Below are 19,381 nucleotides of genomic sequence, written 5' to 3'. Positions count from 1 at the left end.
CCTCCTGAAAATACGTGCTAGCACAGTTACTTTGATCCGATGCCCTTGCCGATCTCACTGCATATCCTCTTCAAATCATCCTCAAAGCTTTGTACCACAAATGCATCCGATAAGCGTTCGCCCTTATGTGCTCGCGAGACTTCGGCAATTTTACGCTCGTACGTTTCAATGAATGTATCGATGGTAGGGCAACTGCTATCTATGAATCTCGCAATGCCCTGTATGATTTTTATGCGATAGTAATCTTCCTTTGGCATGCGTGGGATATCCCAATACCCTTCTCTATTGATAAACATTTTCCGGATGGGGACAGCAGAAAAATCGAAGTATCTTCCATCTGCATCTGGCTCCGAAAAAGGATCGATCAACAACGAGGTATACCGAATGAACAATAAATACTCTTGATGAGTCGCTTCAAAATGAACGAAGTTTTCGATATCATCACGTGATAGACACTCCAGCCTCACCGGATAGTTATCATCCGTCATGAACTTCAGCAAATTGACTCCTTTCATATTGAGCTTTTCCACCACATTTGTGATCTCTTTCCATTGGGTCAGCATATCGCGAATGAGAAATTGCGTGATGGGGCCCTCTGGAAACATTTTGTATACGTACTTTTTGCTTGTTTCCTCTCCAAATATCACACGAAGGGAGAAATCATTCATAAACAGTGGCGGATGCACATACAGGGATATGTTTCTCGTTTCCGCCTCAATTGGAGAGTCCATGACTTCCAAATCGATACCTACTTGCTCATATAACTCACATAATTTTTTTACATACTGGGATGGAGAGTGCGTCGAGCCCATGTAAACTTTTTTCTTAACACCTGTCGTAATCACACGATTGGAAGGCTTTTCGTGGAACCAGCGAGTATCGCCAAGGTATGTAGAAAAACTGATAATCTCCGCATTTGAATGAATACTGTTTAGATAATGGCGTAGTAAACTGTTGGAACCAAAGGTCGGAGAAACTAAAACCAAGCACTTTACTTGCTGTAAGACCTGACCATCGATTTGTTGTAAAACCTCAACATAAGCATCTGTGGTGACAGCTAGTAGGAAGGTATCCCATTCCCCTGTGACAGTCCCATATCCCTGGAATACTTGATCGATTTGGCATTCGCCCTCCATCGTTTGATGCTTTTCATTTTGAATATCTACACGAATTTGCTGGCTATTTTGCTTAAGTTCAGTAAAGAATGATTCGGAACGAACAGACTCACGCCCAACGATCCCAATGTAGCAATCCCTTTGTTTTTTTAGCAGGACAGCCATTTGAATGGAAGCAGGACCTGTTCCCAATAGCAAGATTCTTTTCAAAGCACCCATAAAAACCTCCTTATAAAATCAGCAAGCAGCCGATGCTTTTTTATACAAAGCGATATCAAACACATGGTCGGGACGCAAGATGGTTTCAATCAGCGTCCATTTCCGCTCATCTACCTCTCTCATAGGGTAGTTAAACAGGGACTTCATTTGATTACCGTATCGGATCGCCGCGATCACTTGTTCGTTTGTCAATGGATGCAATTGTTCCAGTAGGTCATATTTATTTGGAACCGTGGAACTAAAGATGATATGGGTTGCATCCTTCGTCACATCGAGTCGTTCCACAAACTCTTGCTCCAAGCGGATAGGCAATCCACTTCCCAGCCTTTCTACAACACTCCGCCCTAGCTTGATAGCCTCCTCATCAATGTCGATTCCAACTACTTCTGCTCCCGTTCGCTTCGCAATCAACAATGGCGTCATAGGAAATGAGCCTGAGCCAACCATCAACACCTTTGAATCAGCAGTAACTTGGAAACTCCCAAATTCTTCTTCAATACATGATTCTATGTTTTGAAAGTAGTCGGTCTTATCAGCAATCCCATCAAGCAGCTTCAACGCACGATATTTCTCCATAATAGCAACGCAAATCGCCGACGATTTCCTTACATCCTCCACAAGCTGATCCAAGTGGCTTACGATTGACTGTTCTAGTTGCTCCCAGGCTTCTTTGTTTCTTTCATCTGTTATGAAGGAAGAATACTCATCGATGATCTTCTCTAACTCCGAGCTCTGATGGATGGTGCCGTCATATCGGTCGGCTAAATGGGTGAACCTTTCTAGAAATGCAGTCAAATGCTGTTGCAACTGTTCAGGTCTATTCATTCAGTTCTCCCCTTGCTAAATAAAATGTGACACCTCAAACGGTATCGTGTATCTCGATGAATGCTTTGCCTCGTGCCACAATTCCGACTGCCCCCTCAATTTTCAGGCTTGTTACCGCCTCTCTTTGCCAAATGGCCGTTACATGAATCGTGCCTCCCGGTTGCCTGATTGGAGCAGCGATATCGCCTTGTTTTTTCCAAGCCAGATAGGCTCCAAGTGAAGCAGTACCTGACCCACAGCCTCTTTCCCAGATCATGCTATCTACTGGTGGAACAAAAATCAGCGGAGCCATTTCATTCGAAGCTGGCTGATACAATAGCACCCCGATCAAATTCGCCCCTACAGTTACTCCCAGCAGCTTGGCTAAAGATTGTGCACGTTTTCTTACCGCTTTACTGAACTCGTCCACTTCAATCACGATGTGAAAGAAACCAGGATACCTCACAATCACCATGTTGATTTCGTCGCCATCATAGTTGATTGATTGCTGCTCGATCTTTTTAGGAAGGGGCATCGAAACTTGGCAGTAATATTCGTCTTCGATTCTTTTTACTCGACAAGCAACGAAATGATCTGTACCCGAAGCTTCCAATACAATGTTGGTCCACTCCTGATGCTGTAGACCATTTTCATGCGCGATGAACGTCGCTAATGCCATGCATGCATTGCCGCAAAACTCACCCCCAGCCATTTGCAGATAGGCTGCCGCTCCATCATGATTCGATTTTTCGATAAACCCCACTTGTTCAGCATGGACACTATCGTAGGACATTATTTTTGAGGCGATCAGCGTATGCTCTGCAGTTGGATGATTATTTTTCACAAGAATGGTCATATTTTGTGTGGGATTAAACTTTATAAAATCGATTTCCCGTTTCATCACAACCTACCCTCTTACCCTATTTTTGATGAACAACTACTTACTTCGCTCTAAACGTAATCATTACGATTTAATCGAGAAAAAAATAAACCGTAATGATTACGATTATTAACGAGTAAATCATAACCACAATTTGGTTATCTGTCAACTGCACAATTCAAACAGGTCAGTCAAGCATGCAAAAAGAATACCTTGACTTAACAAAGTAGAACGGGTAATCTTTACCCGCTACTATAAACGACAGTTCCACCGGAATTTTATACTGGAGAAAGGTTGTATTGACTTCATGGACTTATCTCACACTACTACCAAGAAACAAGCCAACAAGGAAAAGTCTTCTATCTCTTTGCTCTCTCTTACCGTGGGCTCTTTTGCCATTGGGATGACGGAATTTGTCATTATGGGGCTTTTGCCGAATGTTGCAGAGGATTTGGGGGTTAGTATCTCTTCCGCGGGTCAACTCATTACCATGTATGCGCTAGGGGTAGCCGTCGGTGCACCGATACTGACAGTCCTCACCCACCGAATTCCCCAAAAGAAGCTACTCTGTCTACTAATGGTTCTATTTATTCTCGGAAACGGAATCTCTGTTTTTGCTCCCAACTATGAGATACTGATGGGGGCACGCCTGATCACCGCTTTGACACACGGGACATTCTTTGGAGTTGGGGCTGTTGTAGCCTCCAGTCTGGTAAGTCCAGACAAACGTGCCGCAGCCGTTTCTATCATGATGGCAGGCCTGACGATCGCCAATATCATTGGTGTACCTTTGGGGACTTTCATCGGTCAGCACATGGGATGGCGAGCATCATTTGGCTCTATTGCGATCATGGGAATAATAGCACTCATCGGAATACTCGTTTTCGTCCCAAACATGCGGCAAAAAAACACGGGGAGTATCACTGGGCAAATTACCGCTCTTCTCAAGCCCAAGCTCCTTCTGTACCTTCTGATCGGAGCACTGGGCAATGCAGGTCTCTTCACCGTATTTACTTACATTGCGCCACTGCTGACGCAAATTACCGGTTTTGCTGAGTATCATGTTACGTGGATTCTTGTCCTCTTTGGCTGTGGAGTGACCATCGGCAATATCGTGGGCGGAAAGCTTGCGGATTGGAAGCTGATGCCTTCCATACTCGGACTTTACTTTACAATATGCATCATTCTCACGCTGTTTACGTTTACCCTCTATAGTCCCACAGCTGCCGTTTTGACTATTTTTCTATGGGGCGCTGCTTCTTTCGCTGTATTTCCAGGGCTGCAAGTGCGTGTGATGAACCTCGCGCAGCATGCACCAGCGCTTGCTTCTACCTCGAGTCATTCTGCCGGAAATCTAGGAAATGCAGCTGGTGCTTTCATTGGCGGATGGGTAATTACTCATCTAGATATTACCTCCCTCCCATGGGTCGGTGCTGTGCTCGTAGCATTGGGACTGATTTTGGGAATCGCTTCCTATATGGCTGAACGCAAGCTGCAACAAAGTGAAAAAGGGTACTCCATTTGAGCACCCTTTTTCTTTTGCGCTGGTTAAGCCGTTCCGTACGGTTTTGCCAGGATTCGCTCCCACATCGGAATAAACTGCTTGATCAGCGGTCCGATCGCAAGGGCCGTCACAAAGGTTCCCACCGAAACGGGCCCACCAAGCAACAAACCTAGCACCATGACCGTGCACTCTATACCGATCCTGACTTTACCGATGCCCCATCCCATTCGCTCATGTAGAGCTAACATAAAACTGTCACGAGGACCAGCTCCCAATCGCGGTGAAATATACATCCCCGTTCCGATCGTATAGATGAGCAGACCAACTACGAACAAAATCACTCGTTCTGTAATGGTCTCTCCTGTAGGAATCCAGTTCAACCACATGAATAAGTCAATAAACAGCCCGAAGAAAAACATGTTTAAAAACATACCCACGTTAGGCCGGATCTTGCCAATGATGTAGGAAGCGAGAATGATCATGGCACCCACGATCTGCGACCATATGCCGATGGTCAGTCCAAATGTCTTCTGTAATCCAATATGCAGTGTATCCCACGGTGCAACACCTAAATGAGCCTCAATCATCATGCCAATGCCAAACGCCATGATCGCCAGTCCGATCATAAACACGCTGTATCGAATTGCAAGCGGATGAAGCAGTACCTTCCTCCACATCATTTTCTCCCCCTCTAAAAAATCTGGCTTTTTCAGCACACATAGGTGGGGATTTCGTGAATGTTACCTGATTGCCAACGATTTGCGTATTCATTAGGATCACCTTCCTATTTCGAAATGGGCAACCTGATTTCCACGATGGTACCTTTGTTGATCTCACTTGAGATGGTGATGGTTCCTTGATGATCTTTCATTATTTTATTGCTGACAAGTAAACCTAAGCCTGTTCCTTTCTCTTTCGTGGTATAAAAAGGTTCGCCGAGTCTAGGTAGCAGTTCTTGGGAAATGCCACATCCATTGTCAGTAAAGCGAATCAGCACTTGGTTATCATGTAGGCAGATGGTTTCTATGCTGATTTCGCCACTCGCCGTGATCGCATCCAAGGAATTCTTCAAAATATTGATAAAGACTTGTTTTACTTGATTTTCTTCTCCTTTGATCGCTATCGGTATATCGCTAAATATTGTGTTAATCGAAATGTTGTTGAGATTCGCTTCTGATTCGAGAAACTTTACCACACTTTCAATGAGCGGGTGTAAAAGAATCCGCTTCACATGGAGCGTTTGCGGTTTGGCCAATACAAGCAGCTCACTCACGATAAAGTTAATGCGATCTAGCTCGGACAACATAATGTCTGTAAAAATGGCGCCCTCCGATAGCGTTGGCCGCAAATACTGGATAAAGCCTTTCAATGAAGTAAGCGGATTCCTTATTTCGTGAGCGATACTTGCAGCCAATTCACCGATTACGGACAGCTTCTCTGTTCTGCGGAGAAGTTCTTCGTTCTGCTTCCTCTCCGTTAAGTCACGTGTCACGTTAATGAAGTACTGATTTCCGCCATCCGAGCTAAAAAACGGCATTCCTCTTGATTCAAGGTAGATCCATTTCTCGTTTTCTAGTTTGTATCGATACTCACATGTAATGGGGATATTGTATTGAATCATAGAAACAAATTGCTCACAGACGAGTGATGCGTCTTCCGGATGTATGTTTTCAAAGATTATTTGGCTCGTACCTAACTTCTTCTCATGTGAAGGTGAGCTATACGATACGTGACCGTACTTATCAATGACGGAAATGAAGTCTGCCGTGTGCTCGGCGATGAATCTATACTGTTCCTCGCTCTTGCGCAAAGCTTCTTCGGAGTGTTTTCGCTCGGTGATATTGCGAGAAACGAATAGGAAGCTTTCAACCTCATTGTTCTCAGACATGATGGGGACACAACGCGACTCCCAATTCACCCATGATCCATTTTTGTGTCGTAACCTGATCTCCATTTGAACACTTTGGGGATACGTGGAGATTAAGGAACGCATATCTTTCACGATAGTGACATCATCGGGGTGAATGTGATCAAAACTACTCGTTTGTAAAAATTCATCCGGTGTGTATCCCAAGTGGTGCTCGATAGAAGGAGATACAAAAAGATTATTCATGTGTACATCATACTGACAAATAACATCGCTCGTATGTTCTACAAGGATACGGTACTTTGCCTCGCTTTTCACGAGTGCTTCTTCCGCCATTTTGCGGTCCGTTATATCTCTGGCGATGACTGAAGTGCCTATGATCGTTCCTTTTGTATCCTTTAACGGAGAAGCTGTTAAACTAACCTGAACGATCTGACCATTTTTACGGTGACGCACGGTCTCATAGCCCGTTATATTTTTTCCTTCAAATTTAATCTCGTGGAAAATGTCCTTTGTCTCGTTAATGAGATCTTCAGGTACAAGACAGTACGGATCATTCAGGAGGTCTTGATGTGTCCAACCATAAATTTTTTCAAAAGCACTATTCAAAAAAAGTATATTACCCTGCATGTCCCTAATTGAAATCGCGTCCGTAGTCGTTTCAAAAAGTGACTGAAGCAGCTCTTTCATGTTGAACTGTTCTTGTCTAAGGTCGATTCGCTCAGCTTCTTTATCCATAGGTTTATACCTTCCTCAAACAAAGATTGTGAATAATGTTAATATTCTATACCCGTTAAAAATATCCTTGAGAAAATATCTATCCCACTAAAAAATACCGCCCCTTAAAAAGGAGCGGCATATTTTGGCACCAATGCCTATCGACTCGATTCTTGCGTGCTTTGCTCAGAAGCCATGGCACTGGCTTTCGTCTCATGAACGGTGCCAAATGGATGATGAGGCGGTGCGTAGATGGAATATACTTTTAGCGGCGTATTACCCGTATTGATGATATTGTGCCACGTGCCCGCAGGGACCATGATAGCATCGTTATCATTGACTCTTTGTTCAAAATCTAAATGATCTTTGCGATCCCCCATCCGAACAAGTCCTTGACCTTCTTCCACTCGGATGAATTGATCCGTATTCGGATGATTTTCTAAACCGATGTCGTCTCCAACATTTATGCTCATCAGCGTCACCTGCAAGTGATTCCCTGTCCATAATGCTGTACGGAACGTATTGTTTTGCTTTGTGGCTTGCTCAATGTTCACGACAAATGGCTTTGGTCCATAATCTCTCAATTCGATGGTATTCTGATACCGATTCCAGTATCGATTCCCATTCGCATGACTCCAATTGTAATAATGAGGGCTCCAACCATAGTGAAAATGGTTGTTATTCCATCCGGCAAGCACGGTATCATACCATTGATAGTGATGGTAATAGTTGTTGTACATCGCGATCTCCTCTCCAGTGTAAAGGATTTACCCTTTAGCCTATGTGGCTACCTGATGACAGGTAACTATTCTGAAGAGCAATTTCAGATCAATAACAGCACCCGGATGGATCGAATTCGTTCGAGCAAATGTGATGATTTCCGTGCCTCCGGTGTAATACATCAGATTTTTCTTGCGTTTATGCAGCAACTGAAACCATTCCACAGCTTTCTGAATGGAGGCGGGTTGGTAGTAGTCAAAGTCAAATGGAGTCATGAATCGTCCTTCAGATCATTTCGGGCGTGAGAGGCAACTGATTCAACGCTACTCCAGCGGCGTTACTCAGGCAATTCGCCAATGCTGCGGGCATGCCAATAAACAAGAAATTCCGGTTGAATCGCGGCTTTTCCGCCAAAATTACTTTATGAAGGGGCATATGAAATGCTTGGCTGATTGCTCTTCGGATGACAGAAGGCGATTGTGAAGTGGAATAGATGATCACTTTGCTGTCGGGCATAATCTGTGCCGTACTGCATCTCTTTTCCATTGCAGCGTGTTCCGACTGTGGTAGAGTGACCTCGACCTCTATGGTATGGTGGCAATTTCTCCAACCTTCCGCCATATCTCCCTTGCGGATTTTGGTCCTGTTCGCAATGTTGGTTCCCGGCTCAGGGTAAACCTCTTCGTGGTGTCTGTACTCGGCAAGACAATCGTGAACAAGTGGAGCATTTTTCTGAAATGCCTCCCGAGGGGAAAGAACCGTCGGCAAAAGTTCATAGTCCACTTTGATTCGGTAAGTCGCCATCTCTGCGATATATTCCTGTTCCTCTACTACGAGGGCAACGGGCTCGCCATAATATCTTACTTTGTCTATTGCGATTGGAGGACGGTCTTCCAGTGGTGACCCTGTCAGTATCGGGTAATATCGTCCGGTTATGATCGCTTTTACACCTAGTATTTTCATCGCTTCGGTCAAATCGATCGATTTTATGGTAGCGGGAGCATGCGGACTGATAGCAACTTTGGCATGTAGGAGACCTGGTGCAGGACGATCATTGGTATATATATACAACACTTGTTGTCCGTATTAATGAAATGGCTCTAGCTATGATTGGTTTCCTGTCAGCCTTTCGCGCGTATCAATTTCTATGCCGGATAATCGTTTGGTAAAGGTCGCTCGCCAATTTGAGGACAGCTCCTCTACTTCCAACAGCTTTTTCATGCCATCGATATTCTCTTTTTCTTGATGCATGATTCGGTTTGCATAAGAGACTGTTATCGCTTTTGGATGCGAAGAAAGTCTTGTCAATCCATCCATATGAGATACAAGCCCTTCTTTTAGCACCCGAAAATAAAAGCCAGTATAGCCGGTCTCTTGGACCTTAACCAACATTTCAGGCACACCGTAACGAACAGATAATTTATAACAAGGCTGTCTCGGTTGACTGACCTGTACGATCGCTTCCCCTAGCTGAAAGGTATCACCGATGCATACGTCCGTCTCAACTAATCCCCGAATCGTCAGATTTTCTCCGAATGCACCGATTGCCAGCTTTCTCTGTAATTCAGCTTCCCAGAATGGGTAGTGCTCATAAGGATAGACGCATACCGCCTTCTCCTTGCCCCCATGGTGGACCAAGTCTGCCTGTCCATCTCCCTCGAAATTCAAAAAGGATAGATACAGAGATTTTGTTGCTGGGGTTTTGTAAATACCGGTAGAAACCTCTTTGTTTTGATACTGTACTTGTTTGGGCTTACCTACATTCAGTGAAATCATTTCGATATTCACAAGCGATCACCTCATTCTTTTATGGAAATGCGCATTGCGCACTACTTTCATACAAATTCATAATGGTTTGTTCTATAATGATAGGAAAAACCTATTGTTCGATCATAAATCGTCGGAGGGATAGTCCTTGGAGCTCAAGCAATTAGAATACTTTATGGCACTGTGCCAGGAGTTGAATTTTACTCGCGCAGCCGAGAAATTGGGCATTGCGCAGCCCTCACTCAGTCAGCAAATCCGTCTGCTTGAGCATGAAATCGGCATGCCTTTGTTTGATCGCGTCGGCAAACGAACGGTTATGACGGAAGCAGGCAGAACATTGCTTCACCATAGCTACAATGTGTTTCATGAGTTGTCACAGGCACGTGCAGCGATTAGTGAGCTGCAAGGCTTAAGCAGAGGCTCCTTAAAAATTGGCGTACTACTGACAGTTGTCAATTATTTGCTCCCGCCCACTGTAATCGAGTTTCACCAGCGTTATCCGAAGGTTGAATTGTCTATTTTCGGGCTGAGAACCGGTGATATTTATGAAGGACTTCTAAAAAACGAACTTGATCTCGGCATTGTTTTTTTGCCTATGGAGCATGACGATCTGGAAACCATTCCACTCTATACGGAAAATCTGGCATTAGGAGTACCTGTGGATCATCCGATCGCAAAGGAACCATTTGTTTCTCTTGCGATTTTAAAAGACCTCCCCTCTATTTTATTGCCGAACACGTACTTTTTGCGTCAATTAATTGATGAAAAGTGTCAGGAGCTGGGCTTCTCGGCACAGCCTGTTTTGGAGATGACCACAATGGAATCGATTACGAATATGGTCGGGCAAGGTGTCGGTGTCACGGTCCTTTCGAAAGGCTACCTCGACTATATCGATGATAAACGGATTCGCACGATTCCGATCCAACAGCCTACTATCACGGCGCAAATCGGTATCGTTTACCGGAAAAACAAGTATTTGTGTGCAGCAAGCCGAGTCTTTATGGAACAGTTACTTGCCACGGTAAAACACGATGATGTTCGCTGATGCGGGAGTCAAGATCAGTTTATGACGAGGTAAATCCTTGTTCAATAGCATCGTTGTTATCATTTCGATAGGTATTGCCTATCATTATTTAGTCATTCTCAGAGGAAATATGCTCGGGGCATTCTTTCAAGGATGCTTCATGCGTAAGGTACTTTTCAATGAACGCGCAATAATGGGGTGTATGGGAATCACCTGTATTCGGGCGAAAATGCATGCAGCCTAGACAGGGCTCCGCTACAACGAGATAACCACGTCTCTGCATCGCTGTTATCACGGAACCGAGCCCGATCTCGAAATCTTCCAGTATCTCATCTGGAATCGAATGAAGGGCTTCTTCCAGTGTATACCCCCATTTTTCAAGGCTTAATGCAGCTTCTTTTCCCTTTTTAGTCAGTTGAAGCAGGGTCACTCGTCTATCTTCTTTTTTAGGTACTTTCGTCATGTGTCCTTTCGTTACGAGTCCATTGATGATCTTAACAGCTGTCACATGTGTCGTTCCGATTGCCTTGGCAAAGTTACCAATGGTAGCCACGTCGCTTCTCGTATAGAAAGTGAACAGTAACGCCTGAATTTGTACGGGTGACAATCCCTGTACATCACTCTCTGCCTGCGTCACCTTTTTTATCGCCTGGGACATTCGAAATAGAGCCATCATGATACGGGCTGAGCGATTTTCCTTACGTTGTTGGGGATCAAACATCATGAGCGTATCTTACCTTCCCTGTTCTCATTCTTCTATCCATTGTAAATGGAAACATGGTCGTGTAAAAGCGTAGGAAAAAGGAGGCGCCCCAAAAGCACCTCCTTTTCTCATTTAGCCGTTTTTCACATCTTCCAGGCTTGCCCCAAAGTTAATGTGGTAGACGTTTCCGCCAATCACGAGAGCAGGTACTGATTGAATACCAGCCTTCTCTGCTTCTTCAAGGCGGTTCCGCTCCGTACCAAGGTGGACAATTTCAACATCGAGCTTTGTTTGATCCAGGTAATCAAGGACGACTTGCTCCGCATCTACACATACTGGGCAACCTGCATGATAAAAAATGGCTTTTAGCATTTGGAATCAGCTCCTAATGATTTTATGTAGCATTGCTACGTATTTGATTATAGGAGCGACCAGCTTTCGGAACAATTACAAATTCCCTATGATTATCATAGGGAATGACAATGAATGAGACCTTCCAAAACAGGAAGAGCTACATTTGTAAAAGAAAGCAATTCAAGGACTTTGTGCTGATTCCAATTATCTGTAAGTCCGATAGGTGGAACTAGTAAATCAAAAGAACGACTCTGCGAAGGCTCTGGAATGCACGCCCGCTCTGACTTGTTTCTTGGAAACACTCACAGCACAGAGCCCAACGTTAATCATTCGTGACGTCAATCCATTCCCGCTTTTTTCAACAAAACATGCACAACCAAGCCTCTTTCCGAGGATGGAGCAATAGAGATGCTTCCTTCGTGATCTGCGACAATCGCTTGGGCGATGGCCAGACCGATCCCGCTTCCTCCCCTTTTTCGTGTACGGGATTTGTCCACACGATAAAATCGCTTAAAAAGGTGGGGAATCTCCTTGGCTTGAATACCGATCCCTGTATCCTCTACCACAATGTGCACGGCCTCTTCATCCCCATATGCTCGTACCTTCACTTGCCCTTCATCTGTGTATTTCCGTGCATTGTCCAAAAGGATGTCCAATAATTGTCGAATCCGCTCACGATCCATCAACAGGACAAGAGCTTCTTCCCATTCAAAAAGCAGCTTGATTTGTGGAGGGAAGATGGGTACCCACGCTTGCTTTACTTCAAGGAGCAGAGGGGTTAATGGCTGAACGACTTTCGTTGAGCCTGGTTGTGACGTATGCTGCAATTTAGCGAGCGATAGCAGGTCATCAATGAGTTTGAAAAGTCGTTTACACTCCTGCTGAACAGCAGCGAGTGCTTCATCTCTTACTTCAGGCTTGTGCTGCCCCCATCTTTGCAGAAGACTTACATACCCTTCAATAATCGAGAGTGGTGTACGCAACTCGTGTGATGCATCTGTGACGAATCGCTGCTGATAGACCATTGCTTCTTCCATACGGTCTAACAACAGATTAAAGGCATGGATCAGCTCGTAGATTTCATTCTCTACGTGATGATGGTGAATTCGTTGGGAGAGACGTTGAGGGAAAATGGAATGGATTTGCTGGATAAGATGATCGAGAGGCTTAAGTCCCCAGTTACTCAACCAATAGCCCCCAATCGCGGAAAGTAACAAGGTAAAAAAGGAAGAGAGAAAAAGAATCGTGAGCAAGATGGAAAAATACCATTCAAGCGCCTCTGTCGTCGTAGAAATCTGCACAAACAAAAGCTCGGATGTGAACGGTAGCTGTACCGGTTCTTTAGCCACCAAGGTTCTTTCATAATAGTCTTCCGGCTCTTTTGTCCAATTGGCTCCCTGTATCGAAGCGATTTCCTTGCCGTTCTGGTCGCTAATGTTTATGGATTGATTGACGTCAGCGTAATTGGTTAACAAACGAGTCAAATAGTTAATCGTCAGCGATGCTTCCTCGGTGATTTCCGTTTTCAAATCGGCTGCGATGGCCGTTGCTTTCTGATTGAGCAATTTTTGCTCATGTTGATGGACGAGATTAGAGGTGCTGAAAAAAATAAAAATGGACAAAAAGAGAAGCAGGACCAGCATGCCAGAGCTAAAAAACAGCGTGAGTCTCCATTTGAGTGAGTGTCTGCGATGTGTAAGCACTGCGTTCTCCTTTTAATCTCGTAGTGTATATCCAATTCCTCGCACAGTATGAATCAGTTTGACGGATGGATCACTTTCAATTTTATTCCGTAAATACCGGATATACACATCCACGATGTTGGTATTCCCCATAAAGTCAAAACCCCAAACGGCTGTGAGAATTTGCTCTCGCGAGACCGCTTGCTCCTTGTTTTGAACCAGATAAAAAAGCAAATCAAATTCGCGTGGTGTTAACATGATTTCCTCTTCATCGAGGAACACGCGCCGCGCGTTTGGCTGGATACGCAATCGGCCAACCACTATCTCTTGATTCGCTTTTGATTCCCGCTGACGCAATAAGGCCCGAATCCGGGCAAATAACTCCTCGATGGCAAACGGCTTCGCCAGGTAGTCATTGGCTCCACTGTCTAACCCCGTCACGATATCCGGAACCTCTCCACGAGCCGTGATCATAACAATGGGGACATCTTTGGTTTCCCGAATTCGTCGGCATAATTCTATCCCCGATAATTCGGGCAGCATGACATCCAGCAGGATGAGGTCGTACTCAACCGTTAGTGCCTTTTCTAATCCGGAAAGCCCGTCGTATTCAATATCCGTCGAAAATCCTTCATTCTCTAACTCCAACTGTAAGTATCTTGCCAAGTTATGCTCATCTTCCACGAGCAGCAAATAGCCTTTTCCATCTGGCGTAGGCATGTATATCATCTCCGTTTGAATATCTTACCAACAGTTTTCTCAGGAAACTCTCATGAAATTCTACCGGGAATCTTAGTTTTGTTCTGTACGATAAGAGCGTGGATGAGAAACACACAACAAGATCAACCATTCAGAAGGAGGAACATCATGACAAAGCGCAACTGGAAAGGTACAACTACTACGGTCGTAGCTATTCTAATGGGAACTTCTCTTCTCATGAACGGACAAGCCTACGCAGCTTCAGAGACAAGTCTCACCTCCACAACTACACATAAACTGGATAAACAGCAGAAAAAACATAAGAATGAGCAGAACTTGCAACAAAGCATCGAAGCATCAGTTGAAGATCAGAGCAATGAACAGACTGAAATTCAGCAATTTTATCAAATGGTGCAAGATGGTACGAATAACGACCTGACAGCCAATGAGGAAAGCACTACGGACCAAAATGGAACAGATTCATCTTCAACCATTTCTGATCCAAGCACTGAGAAAGATAATAGGGCTACGAATACTTCCGCCCCCTCTTCCGACATTGCCGATCAGGTCATTTCAAAAGGCTTGAAGTATAAAGGCGTACCCTATAAGTACGGTTCGAGCAAAAAAACAACGCGCACATTTGATTGCTCTTCCTTTACACAGCGAGTGTTTAAAGAGGTCGGAATAAGTCTGCCGCGAGACTCACGTCAACAGTCCAAAGTCGGTAAAAAAGTCTCGAAGGATCAACTGCAAAAAGGAGATCTTGTGTTCTTCCGCAGCTACGGCAGCTCATCTTCTCGCATTACCCATGTTGCCATCTACGCTGGAGACAATAAGCTGCTGCATACGTACGGTAAGCCGGGAGTCACGACAACCAAATTTGAAGGGACTTCCTGGGAAAAACGATTTGAGCTTGGAAGACGTGTGATTTAATCATCTTCTTGGGCAGCTGCTGAGTGCTTCAGCAGCTTTTTCCTATCTCCTAAAAACGAACGGCCTGATTCGCTCACCTTCACGAAGGAAATGGGAGAAACATGTTCCGCTGCGCTCACTGTGTAAAAAAAATCAGCAAACTACAAAAACTCTGTCACAATAACACCTCCCTGATTGTCACCAGAAAGCACATACTTCCCATTGGTAGGCACTTGAATCATGATGCTAGTCGCCACTGGAAAATAGTAAATTTTGTAGTCGCCACCATTTATCGTCCCTGATACTTCCTTTGCCTCCCGCAAGTAATGCACGTACTCCTCCAAGGATAATTGGCGCTCTTGCATAATGGCGCTGTGCGGCAAACCTATAAATCGGTAATGGGTAGGGTTGTAAGGAATGCCAGTGATTGCGACCTTTTCCTTCGGATAGCGCAAAATGAACCCGTATTTCCAGGCGTTTTTTTGTAGCCACTTCCCTTCTGGGGATAAGTCGATTTTCATTTGTGTGGATGCAACGTCCAGGGATGTACCCAGATGATGTTCACTCAAACAATCTGGCAAAGTATTGTCATGTCCCTTCTCTTTAGACAGTTCGCTCCGTTTTTCCAAGCTTCTGTAACCGCTCTGGAGCACAAAATGCTTTACATTGTCACTGTTTGCTGCGTTCACCATTTCGTTGAAGGCCTCCGCTGCCTTCTCAGACAATTCAATGGAATTGTCTTGCAAGCGATAGCCCTCCACTAAATATTTGTGCGAAGACAATTGGATCACATCGGATGGCACCGCCTCTGGATGGATCAGATCGTACTTGTTGACCAATAACAGATCACCCTGATAAATCTGGTCTTTTTCAACGCGAATCTCTTTGTACTTCGGGAAAGCTGTAACATCCGGCTGTTTTTGCCATACGTCCTCTACTAAAGGTTGCAATAACGAATAAGCCAGTAGCAATAAAAGGATACTTAGTAAGAGAAATCGCTTTTTCATTTCCATTTCCTCCACGGTTCAAATACACGTTATTCTTTCTCAATAGGATGATAATAGGCAATGATAAATGAAATCGTGGACAAAAGATAAAATTTTCCTTAAAACATTTCGTTGTAAACAAACAGAAAATTTCCATAGTTGTCCTTTGTAATCCGATAGAGTGCGAAAAAAGCTGAAACGTTGTCAATTGTTCCTCGTCAAATGGAGTGAAACTTCAAAAATAGACGAGGTGGCTACCATGAATGTCAGACAAAATATGATGTCTCTCTCCATCCTTGCTTTTTTAACTGTGTCATTCGCCCAACCAAGCTTTGCTGCAACGACTCCTTTTACGGATCTTGCCCAATCGGGAGCGAAAGATAAAATTCTTTCCTTACAGCAACAAGGCGTAATAAAAGGCGTAGAGGATAGCAAATTTGCACCGAACGAAACGATAACGGCTGCTCAAGGTATTCAACTGATTGTAAATGCCTTTGATTTGAGTCTGGCAGCGATCCGTTTTGTAAAGGCTCCACAAGCTACTGACTTTTTTTCCAAAGCAGATAACGATGCTTGGTATGCAGAGAGTCTGATCATAGCGGCTGCGAACGGATTGGACTTACCAGATGATCTTGATCCGAATGCAGAATGGACCAAAGAGCAGTTCATTCACCAGCTAATGAGAGTCATGGAGGCCAAGGGTAATCTGCCCATGATCAAACTCGTACCGGTAGAAATCCAAGATAATCATGAACTCACCGTGGATTACCAAGGTTCCATTCAACGAGCTATTGCGAGAGATATTATCGAATTGGACAAGGAAAACAAGCTCCATCCGCAAAAGACCATCACTCGTGAAGAGGCAGCCGAAATGATATATAATGCCCTTGCGTATTTAAAAAGTCATAAGCCTCTGAACTGAAATGAAAAAATGCAGCGATCCTCGTGATGAGGAGCTGCATTTTTGATTTACTTAACCCATAATCATCCGATTCACTTGCCCGGTTATCAACAGCATCGCCTGCAAGACGGGCATCATACTAACAACTTCAGGCGAATGGAAGCGTACCGTTCGTCCTTCGATGAGTTCAACTCCTGGCATCCAGCTGACTGCTGTGGCAAATTGTGATTTCGTAAACTCGACTTCTATCGTATTCTCTGCTCTTTGCTCAAGCGGTTTAACGGTATTGCGATGGAGCAACGCTTCTTTTGCTTGCTGACGGATCAGCTCTCTCGCACGAACTGGATGCATTGCTTGCGACGAGAGTCCAGTTATCCCAGTTTTCACGGCGACTGTAAAGACTCCAGGGATATCTTCTTCCACCTCTTTAGCCGTCTGGGAGTCTCCGGTAACGAGTACGACAGGGACACCAAAGGCTCCCGCTATTGCTGCATTTAAACCTGCTTCGCCCACCTCTTTGCCATTTAAGATCAGCCGATGGATAGCGAGACCAGACAACGTATGATTGAGTACCGCATCTCCTGTTCCCGCTTTTCCATGATAACCGATGAAAAATGCGGCATCGCAGCTACTGTCGATCCCCTGCATCATACAAAGAGGCTTGAAAAAACCGCGGATGACATCTGCCTGTGGATTCAATTCTTCCAAAATGATATTATTCATCGGTCCATGAGACTCATTGACAATAATTTGGGTAGCACCTGCTTCCAGTGCACCCTCAATCGCTGCATTTACGTCTTGGGTCAGCAGTCTTCTCCCCGCTTCGTAATGTCTGTGGCCGGGGATAACATCCTCCCATTCGCTTAGTCCAGAGATCCCTTCCATGTCCAACGAAATAAACACCTTCATGAGCAATAGCCTCCCTATCTTTGATTAGATTACTTTCGGCATTTGGCGCGAACCAAACGCCAAGCGCTTGATCTCACCGTCTGGATGGCGAACAAAGCGGATGAGTGAATCGATGTTGTGGCGCGTGAAAAGAAACGTATCTTCGCCAACGGAACGCAGTGGGAACACATCACTGCCTAGAACGAGTACGAGCTGTCTCTGTGCTTCATCGAAGGTAATCTCTACTGCTTCACCTTCTCCGGATTTATATGTACCGGGGCATTGCTGCAAGTAAGCAAGCGGCACTTCACATTCGGAAAACGTGGCGAACTGCCTCTCGAGCGGGCGACCGAACATGCTGTTCAACAGTCCTAATGTCAGATTGGAAATGGGGGCATCATCCATGTTGGTCAAAAGGATGCCAGTTACTCCCGCCTCTGGAATGATGAACATTTGTGCGGTCATCCCTTTTAAGCCGCCAGTATGGGTAAGTAAGGTGTAATCTTCGGAAAATGGAAACACGCCGAGTCCGTAACCATAGCTGCGGCTCAAGTCAATACGGACATGGGGGGCAGTCATTTGTGAGGCGCTATCTCCCGAGAAGATTCTCGCTCCATTTGAAAGCCCGCCTGTCCGATAAACATCTGCATACCGAAGCATGTCACGTGCGGACGATTTGAGGAAGCCTGCTGCACGCATGGCGGGAGCATCCCACCAGCCGGGGGCACGTACTACTTCTCGAACGCCATCGTTCAAGCGACGTGTGTACAGCATGGTAGTATTGTCGTCCTCACCTAATTCCTCCACATGAAAAACTGTTCGTTCCATGCCAAGTGGCTGTAAAATATGCTCTTGGACATAAGCTTCGTATGTTTTGCCGCTGACACGCTCAATAATTGCCCCAAGCAAACCAAAAGCTTCGTTCGAATAGCTGAATTCCGTTCCAGCAGGTCCCAACAATTCAAAGGGCAGCTTCTCTATATATGACATGAGTTCTTCGAAGGTATCAATTGGGTGTTTACAGTGCGCTTCAAAATGTTGAAGTAATTCTTCTGCTGTCGGATCGGCTTGTAAGCTGGGTAGCATGGCGGGAATGAGAGCTGGAAGTGGTGGAAATCCGAGGGTATGTGTCATGAAATGATGAATGGTGATGCTCTTCGTTTGTGCTTCGTTCGGTGTGCGAAACTCAGGTAAATAGGTGATAACCGGATCATGCACGGAAAGCTTTCCTTCTTCCTGAAGCTGCATGATCGCCATGCATGTAAACGATTTCGTAATCGATCCGATCCCAAATACCGTATTCAGATCGATGGGAGCTTGCTTTTCGCGGTCCCGATAACCAAACGCTTTTTCATAAGTGAGTTCTCCGTCTTTGGCTACAGCAATGATCGCACCGGGAACTTGAAAATCATCCATCAGCCTTTGGACGTATGCTTCAAACGACGCTTCCCACTCATTCATCTTCATGTCATGCCTCCTTAGGTTCATTCCTTACAAAAAGGAAAGCAATTTCAGTTTGAATACCGAAGTGTATACTTCAAAAAAATAAGGATATGAAGTTCATGCGCTAGTAGAATTATAAGCGGCAGATGAAAAAACGACAATATATAATTCTGAAAATAAAAAATATTAATAACGA

At 44.8% G+C, this 19,381-nt stretch carries 20 protein-coding genes; 4 read left to right on the top strand and 16 right to left on the bottom strand.

Annotation, left to right across the window (positions count from 1 at the left end):
• Positions 1-26 precede the first annotated feature (26 nt).
• Genes AB432_RS15075 through AB432_RS15065 form a run of 3 tightly spaced genes read right to left on the bottom strand, consistent with a single transcriptional unit; the run spans position 27 to position 3,039 of the window.
• Positions 27-1,334 (bottom strand): opine metallophore biosynthesis dehydrogenase, encoded by a 1,308-nt coding sequence (locus AB432_RS15075; RefSeq protein ID WP_048032969.1) that lies wholly within the window; start codon positions 1,332-1,334, stop codon positions 27-29.
• Positions 1,335-1,352: 18 nt separating this feature from the next.
• Complete coding sequence (locus AB432_RS15070) at positions 1,353-2,159, bottom strand: class I SAM-dependent methyltransferase (protein WP_048032968.1); 807 nt, start codon at positions 2,157-2,159, stop codon at positions 1,353-1,355.
• A gap of 34 nt (positions 2,160-2,193) precedes the next feature.
• Positions 2,194-3,039, bottom strand: coding sequence for a histidine racemase CntK family protein (locus tag AB432_RS15065; RefSeq protein ID WP_048032967.1), 846 nt, complete (start codon positions 3,037-3,039; stop codon positions 2,194-2,196).
• A gap of 286 nt (positions 3,040-3,325) precedes the next feature.
• Between AB432_RS15065 and AB432_RS15060 the strand changes: the two genes are divergently transcribed.
• The gene (locus tag AB432_RS15060) at positions 3,326-4,543 is read left to right on the top strand and encodes an MFS transporter (RefSeq protein ID WP_048032966.1); all 1,218 of its coding nucleotides are present in this window, start codon (positions 3,326-3,328) and stop codon (positions 4,541-4,543) included.
• Positions 4,544-4,566: 23 nt separating this feature from the next.
• Here AB432_RS15060 and AB432_RS15055 read toward each other — a convergent pair whose 3' ends face one another.
• The 6 genes from AB432_RS15055 to AB432_RS15030 form a co-directional block, all read right to left on the bottom strand.
• On the bottom strand, positions 4,567-5,199 hold the full coding sequence (locus AB432_RS15055; protein ID WP_048032965.1) for a YczE/YyaS/YitT family protein: 633 nt from the start codon (positions 5,197-5,199) through the stop codon (positions 4,567-4,569).
• A 107-nt stretch (positions 5,200-5,306) separates the two neighbouring features.
• Positions 5,307-7,127, bottom strand: coding sequence for a PAS domain S-box protein (locus tag AB432_RS15050; RefSeq protein ID WP_048032964.1), 1,821 nt, complete (start codon positions 7,125-7,127; stop codon positions 5,307-5,309).
• Between the two features lie 137 nt (positions 7,128-7,264).
• On the bottom strand, positions 7,265-7,846 hold the full coding sequence (locus AB432_RS15045) for a cupin domain-containing protein (RefSeq protein ID WP_048032963.1): 582 nt from the start codon (positions 7,844-7,846) through the stop codon (positions 7,265-7,267).
• 39 nt (positions 7,847-7,885) lie between these two features.
• Positions 7,886-8,101, bottom strand: a complete 216-nt coding sequence (locus tag AB432_RS15040; protein ID WP_048032962.1) for an FAD binding domain-containing protein — start codon at positions 8,099-8,101, stop codon at positions 7,886-7,888.
• Positions 8,102-8,111: 10 nt separating this feature from the next.
• Positions 8,112-8,900, bottom strand: a complete 789-nt coding sequence (locus tag AB432_RS15035) for a xanthine dehydrogenase family protein molybdopterin-binding subunit (protein WP_048032961.1) — start codon at positions 8,898-8,900, stop codon at positions 8,112-8,114.
• Between the two features lie 30 nt (positions 8,901-8,930).
• Positions 8,931-9,614 carry an MOSC domain-containing protein gene (locus AB432_RS15030; protein WP_048032960.1) on the bottom strand — a complete coding sequence of 228 codons (684 nt, stop codon included), beginning with the start codon at positions 9,612-9,614 and terminating at the stop codon, positions 8,931-8,933.
• Between the two features lie 127 nt (positions 9,615-9,741).
• On the opposite strand from AB432_RS15030, the gene AB432_RS15025 reads away from it, so the two are divergent.
• On the top strand, positions 9,742-10,638 hold the full coding sequence (locus tag AB432_RS15025) for a LysR family transcriptional regulator (protein ID WP_048032959.1): 897 nt from the start codon (positions 9,742-9,744) through the stop codon (positions 10,636-10,638).
• A gap of 88 nt (positions 10,639-10,726) precedes the next feature.
• Here AB432_RS15025 and AB432_RS15020 read toward each other — a convergent pair whose 3' ends face one another.
• The 4 genes from AB432_RS15020 to AB432_RS15000 form a co-directional block, all read right to left on the bottom strand.
• Positions 10,727-11,275, bottom strand: a complete 549-nt coding sequence (locus AB432_RS15020; RefSeq protein ID WP_235617700.1) for a MarR family winged helix-turn-helix transcriptional regulator — start codon at positions 11,273-11,275, stop codon at positions 10,727-10,729.
• A 177-nt stretch (positions 11,276-11,452) separates the two neighbouring features.
• Positions 11,453-11,692, bottom strand: a complete 240-nt coding sequence (locus AB432_RS15015; RefSeq protein ID WP_048032957.1) for a glutaredoxin family protein — start codon at positions 11,690-11,692, stop codon at positions 11,453-11,455.
• 320 nt (positions 11,693-12,012) lie between these two features.
• Entirely contained in the window at positions 12,013-13,296 is a 1,284-nt protein-coding gene (locus tag AB432_RS15005) for a sensor histidine kinase (protein ID WP_235617699.1), read from the bottom strand.
• A 93-nt stretch (positions 13,297-13,389) separates the two neighbouring features.
• Positions 13,390-14,076 carry a response regulator transcription factor gene (locus tag AB432_RS15000; RefSeq protein WP_048032955.1) on the bottom strand — a complete coding sequence of 229 codons (687 nt, stop codon included), beginning with the start codon at positions 14,074-14,076 and terminating at the stop codon, positions 13,390-13,392.
• A gap of 147 nt (positions 14,077-14,223) precedes the next feature.
• On the opposite strand from AB432_RS15000, the gene AB432_RS14995 reads away from it, so the two are divergent.
• Positions 14,224-14,988, top strand: a complete 765-nt coding sequence (locus AB432_RS14995; protein WP_048032954.1) for a C40 family peptidase — start codon at positions 14,224-14,226, stop codon at positions 14,986-14,988.
• Between the two features lie 140 nt (positions 14,989-15,128).
• Here the strand turns inward: AB432_RS14995 and AB432_RS14990 are convergent, their stop codons facing one another.
• The gene (locus AB432_RS14990; RefSeq protein WP_048032953.1) at positions 15,129-15,974 is read right to left on the bottom strand and encodes a M15 family metallopeptidase; all 846 of its coding nucleotides are present in this window, start codon (positions 15,972-15,974) and stop codon (positions 15,129-15,131) included.
• Positions 15,975-16,212: 238 nt separating this feature from the next.
• Here AB432_RS14990 and AB432_RS14985 point away from each other — a divergent pair, with 238 nt between their 5' ends.
• Entirely contained in the window at positions 16,213-16,875 is a 663-nt protein-coding gene (locus tag AB432_RS14985) for an S-layer homology domain-containing protein (RefSeq protein WP_048032952.1), read from the top strand.
• Positions 16,876-16,926: 51 nt separating this feature from the next.
• On the opposite strand, the gene AB432_RS14980 is transcribed toward AB432_RS14985, so the two are convergent.
• Positions 16,927-17,763 carry a M55 family metallopeptidase gene (locus AB432_RS14980; RefSeq protein WP_048032951.1) on the bottom strand — a complete coding sequence of 279 codons (837 nt, stop codon included), beginning with the start codon at positions 17,761-17,763 and terminating at the stop codon, positions 16,927-16,929.
• Between the two features lie 24 nt (positions 17,764-17,787).
• Complete coding sequence (locus AB432_RS14975; protein WP_053079581.1) at positions 17,788-19,209, bottom strand: serine hydrolase domain-containing protein; 1,422 nt, start codon at positions 19,207-19,209, stop codon at positions 17,788-17,790.
• Positions 19,210-19,381: the final 172 nt, after the last annotated feature.

The sequence above is a fragment of the Brevibacillus brevis genome, assembly GCF_001039275.2.
Lineage (GTDB): Bacteria > Bacillota > Bacilli > Brevibacillales > Brevibacillaceae > Brevibacillus > Brevibacillus brevis_C.
This window is presented reverse-complemented; position numbering and strand designations above follow the sequence as displayed.

Coding starts and splice junctions, on each gene's coding strand:
- AB432_RS15075 (WP_048032969.1), bottom strand. CDS start 1,334: ATGGGTGCTTTGAAAAGAATCTTGCTATTGGGAACAGGTCCTGCTTCC.
- AB432_RS15070 (WP_048032968.1), bottom strand. CDS start 2,159: ATGAATAGACCTGAACAGTTGCAACAGCATTTGACTGCATTTCTAGAA.
- AB432_RS15065 (WP_048032967.1), bottom strand. CDS start 3,039: ATGAAACGGGAAATCGATTTTATAAAGTTTAATCCCACACAAAATATG.
- AB432_RS15060 (WP_048032966.1), top strand. CDS start 3,326: ATGGACTTATCTCACACTACTACCAAGAAACAAGCCAACAAGGAAAAG.
- AB432_RS15055 (WP_048032965.1), bottom strand. CDS start 5,199: ATGTGGAGGAAGGTACTGCTTCATCCGCTTGCAATTCGATACAGCGTG.
- AB432_RS15050 (WP_048032964.1), bottom strand. CDS start 7,127: ATGGATAAAGAAGCTGAGCGAATCGACCTTAGACAAGAACAGTTCAAC.
- AB432_RS15045 (WP_048032963.1), bottom strand. CDS start 7,846: ATGTACAACAACTATTACCATCACTATCAATGGTATGATACCGTGCTT.
- AB432_RS15040 (WP_048032962.1), bottom strand. CDS start 8,101: ATGACTCCATTTGACTTTGACTACTACCAACCCGCCTCCATTCAGAAA.
- AB432_RS15020 (WP_235617700.1), bottom strand. CDS start 11,275: ATGTCCCAGGCGATAAAAAAGGTGACGCAGGCAGAGAGTGATGTACAG.
- AB432_RS15015 (WP_048032957.1), bottom strand. CDS start 11,692: ATGCTAAAAGCCATTTTTTATCATGCAGGTTGCCCAGTATGTGTAGAT.
- AB432_RS15000 (WP_048032955.1), bottom strand. CDS start 14,076: ATGCCTACGCCAGATGGAAAAGGCTATTTGCTGCTCGTGGAAGATGAG.
- AB432_RS14995 (WP_048032954.1), top strand. CDS start 14,224: ATGACAAAGCGCAACTGGAAAGGTACAACTACTACGGTCGTAGCTATT.
- AB432_RS14990 (WP_048032953.1), bottom strand. CDS start 15,974: ATGAAAAAGCGATTTCTCTTACTAAGTATCCTTTTATTGCTACTGGCT.
- AB432_RS14985 (WP_048032952.1), top strand. CDS start 16,213: ATGAATGTCAGACAAAATATGATGTCTCTCTCCATCCTTGCTTTTTTA.
- AB432_RS14980 (WP_048032951.1), bottom strand. CDS start 17,763: ATGAAGGTGTTTATTTCGTTGGACATGGAAGGGATCTCTGGACTAAGC.
- AB432_RS14975 (WP_053079581.1), bottom strand. CDS start 19,209: ATGAAGATGAATGAGTGGGAAGCGTCGTTTGAAGCATACGTCCAAAGG.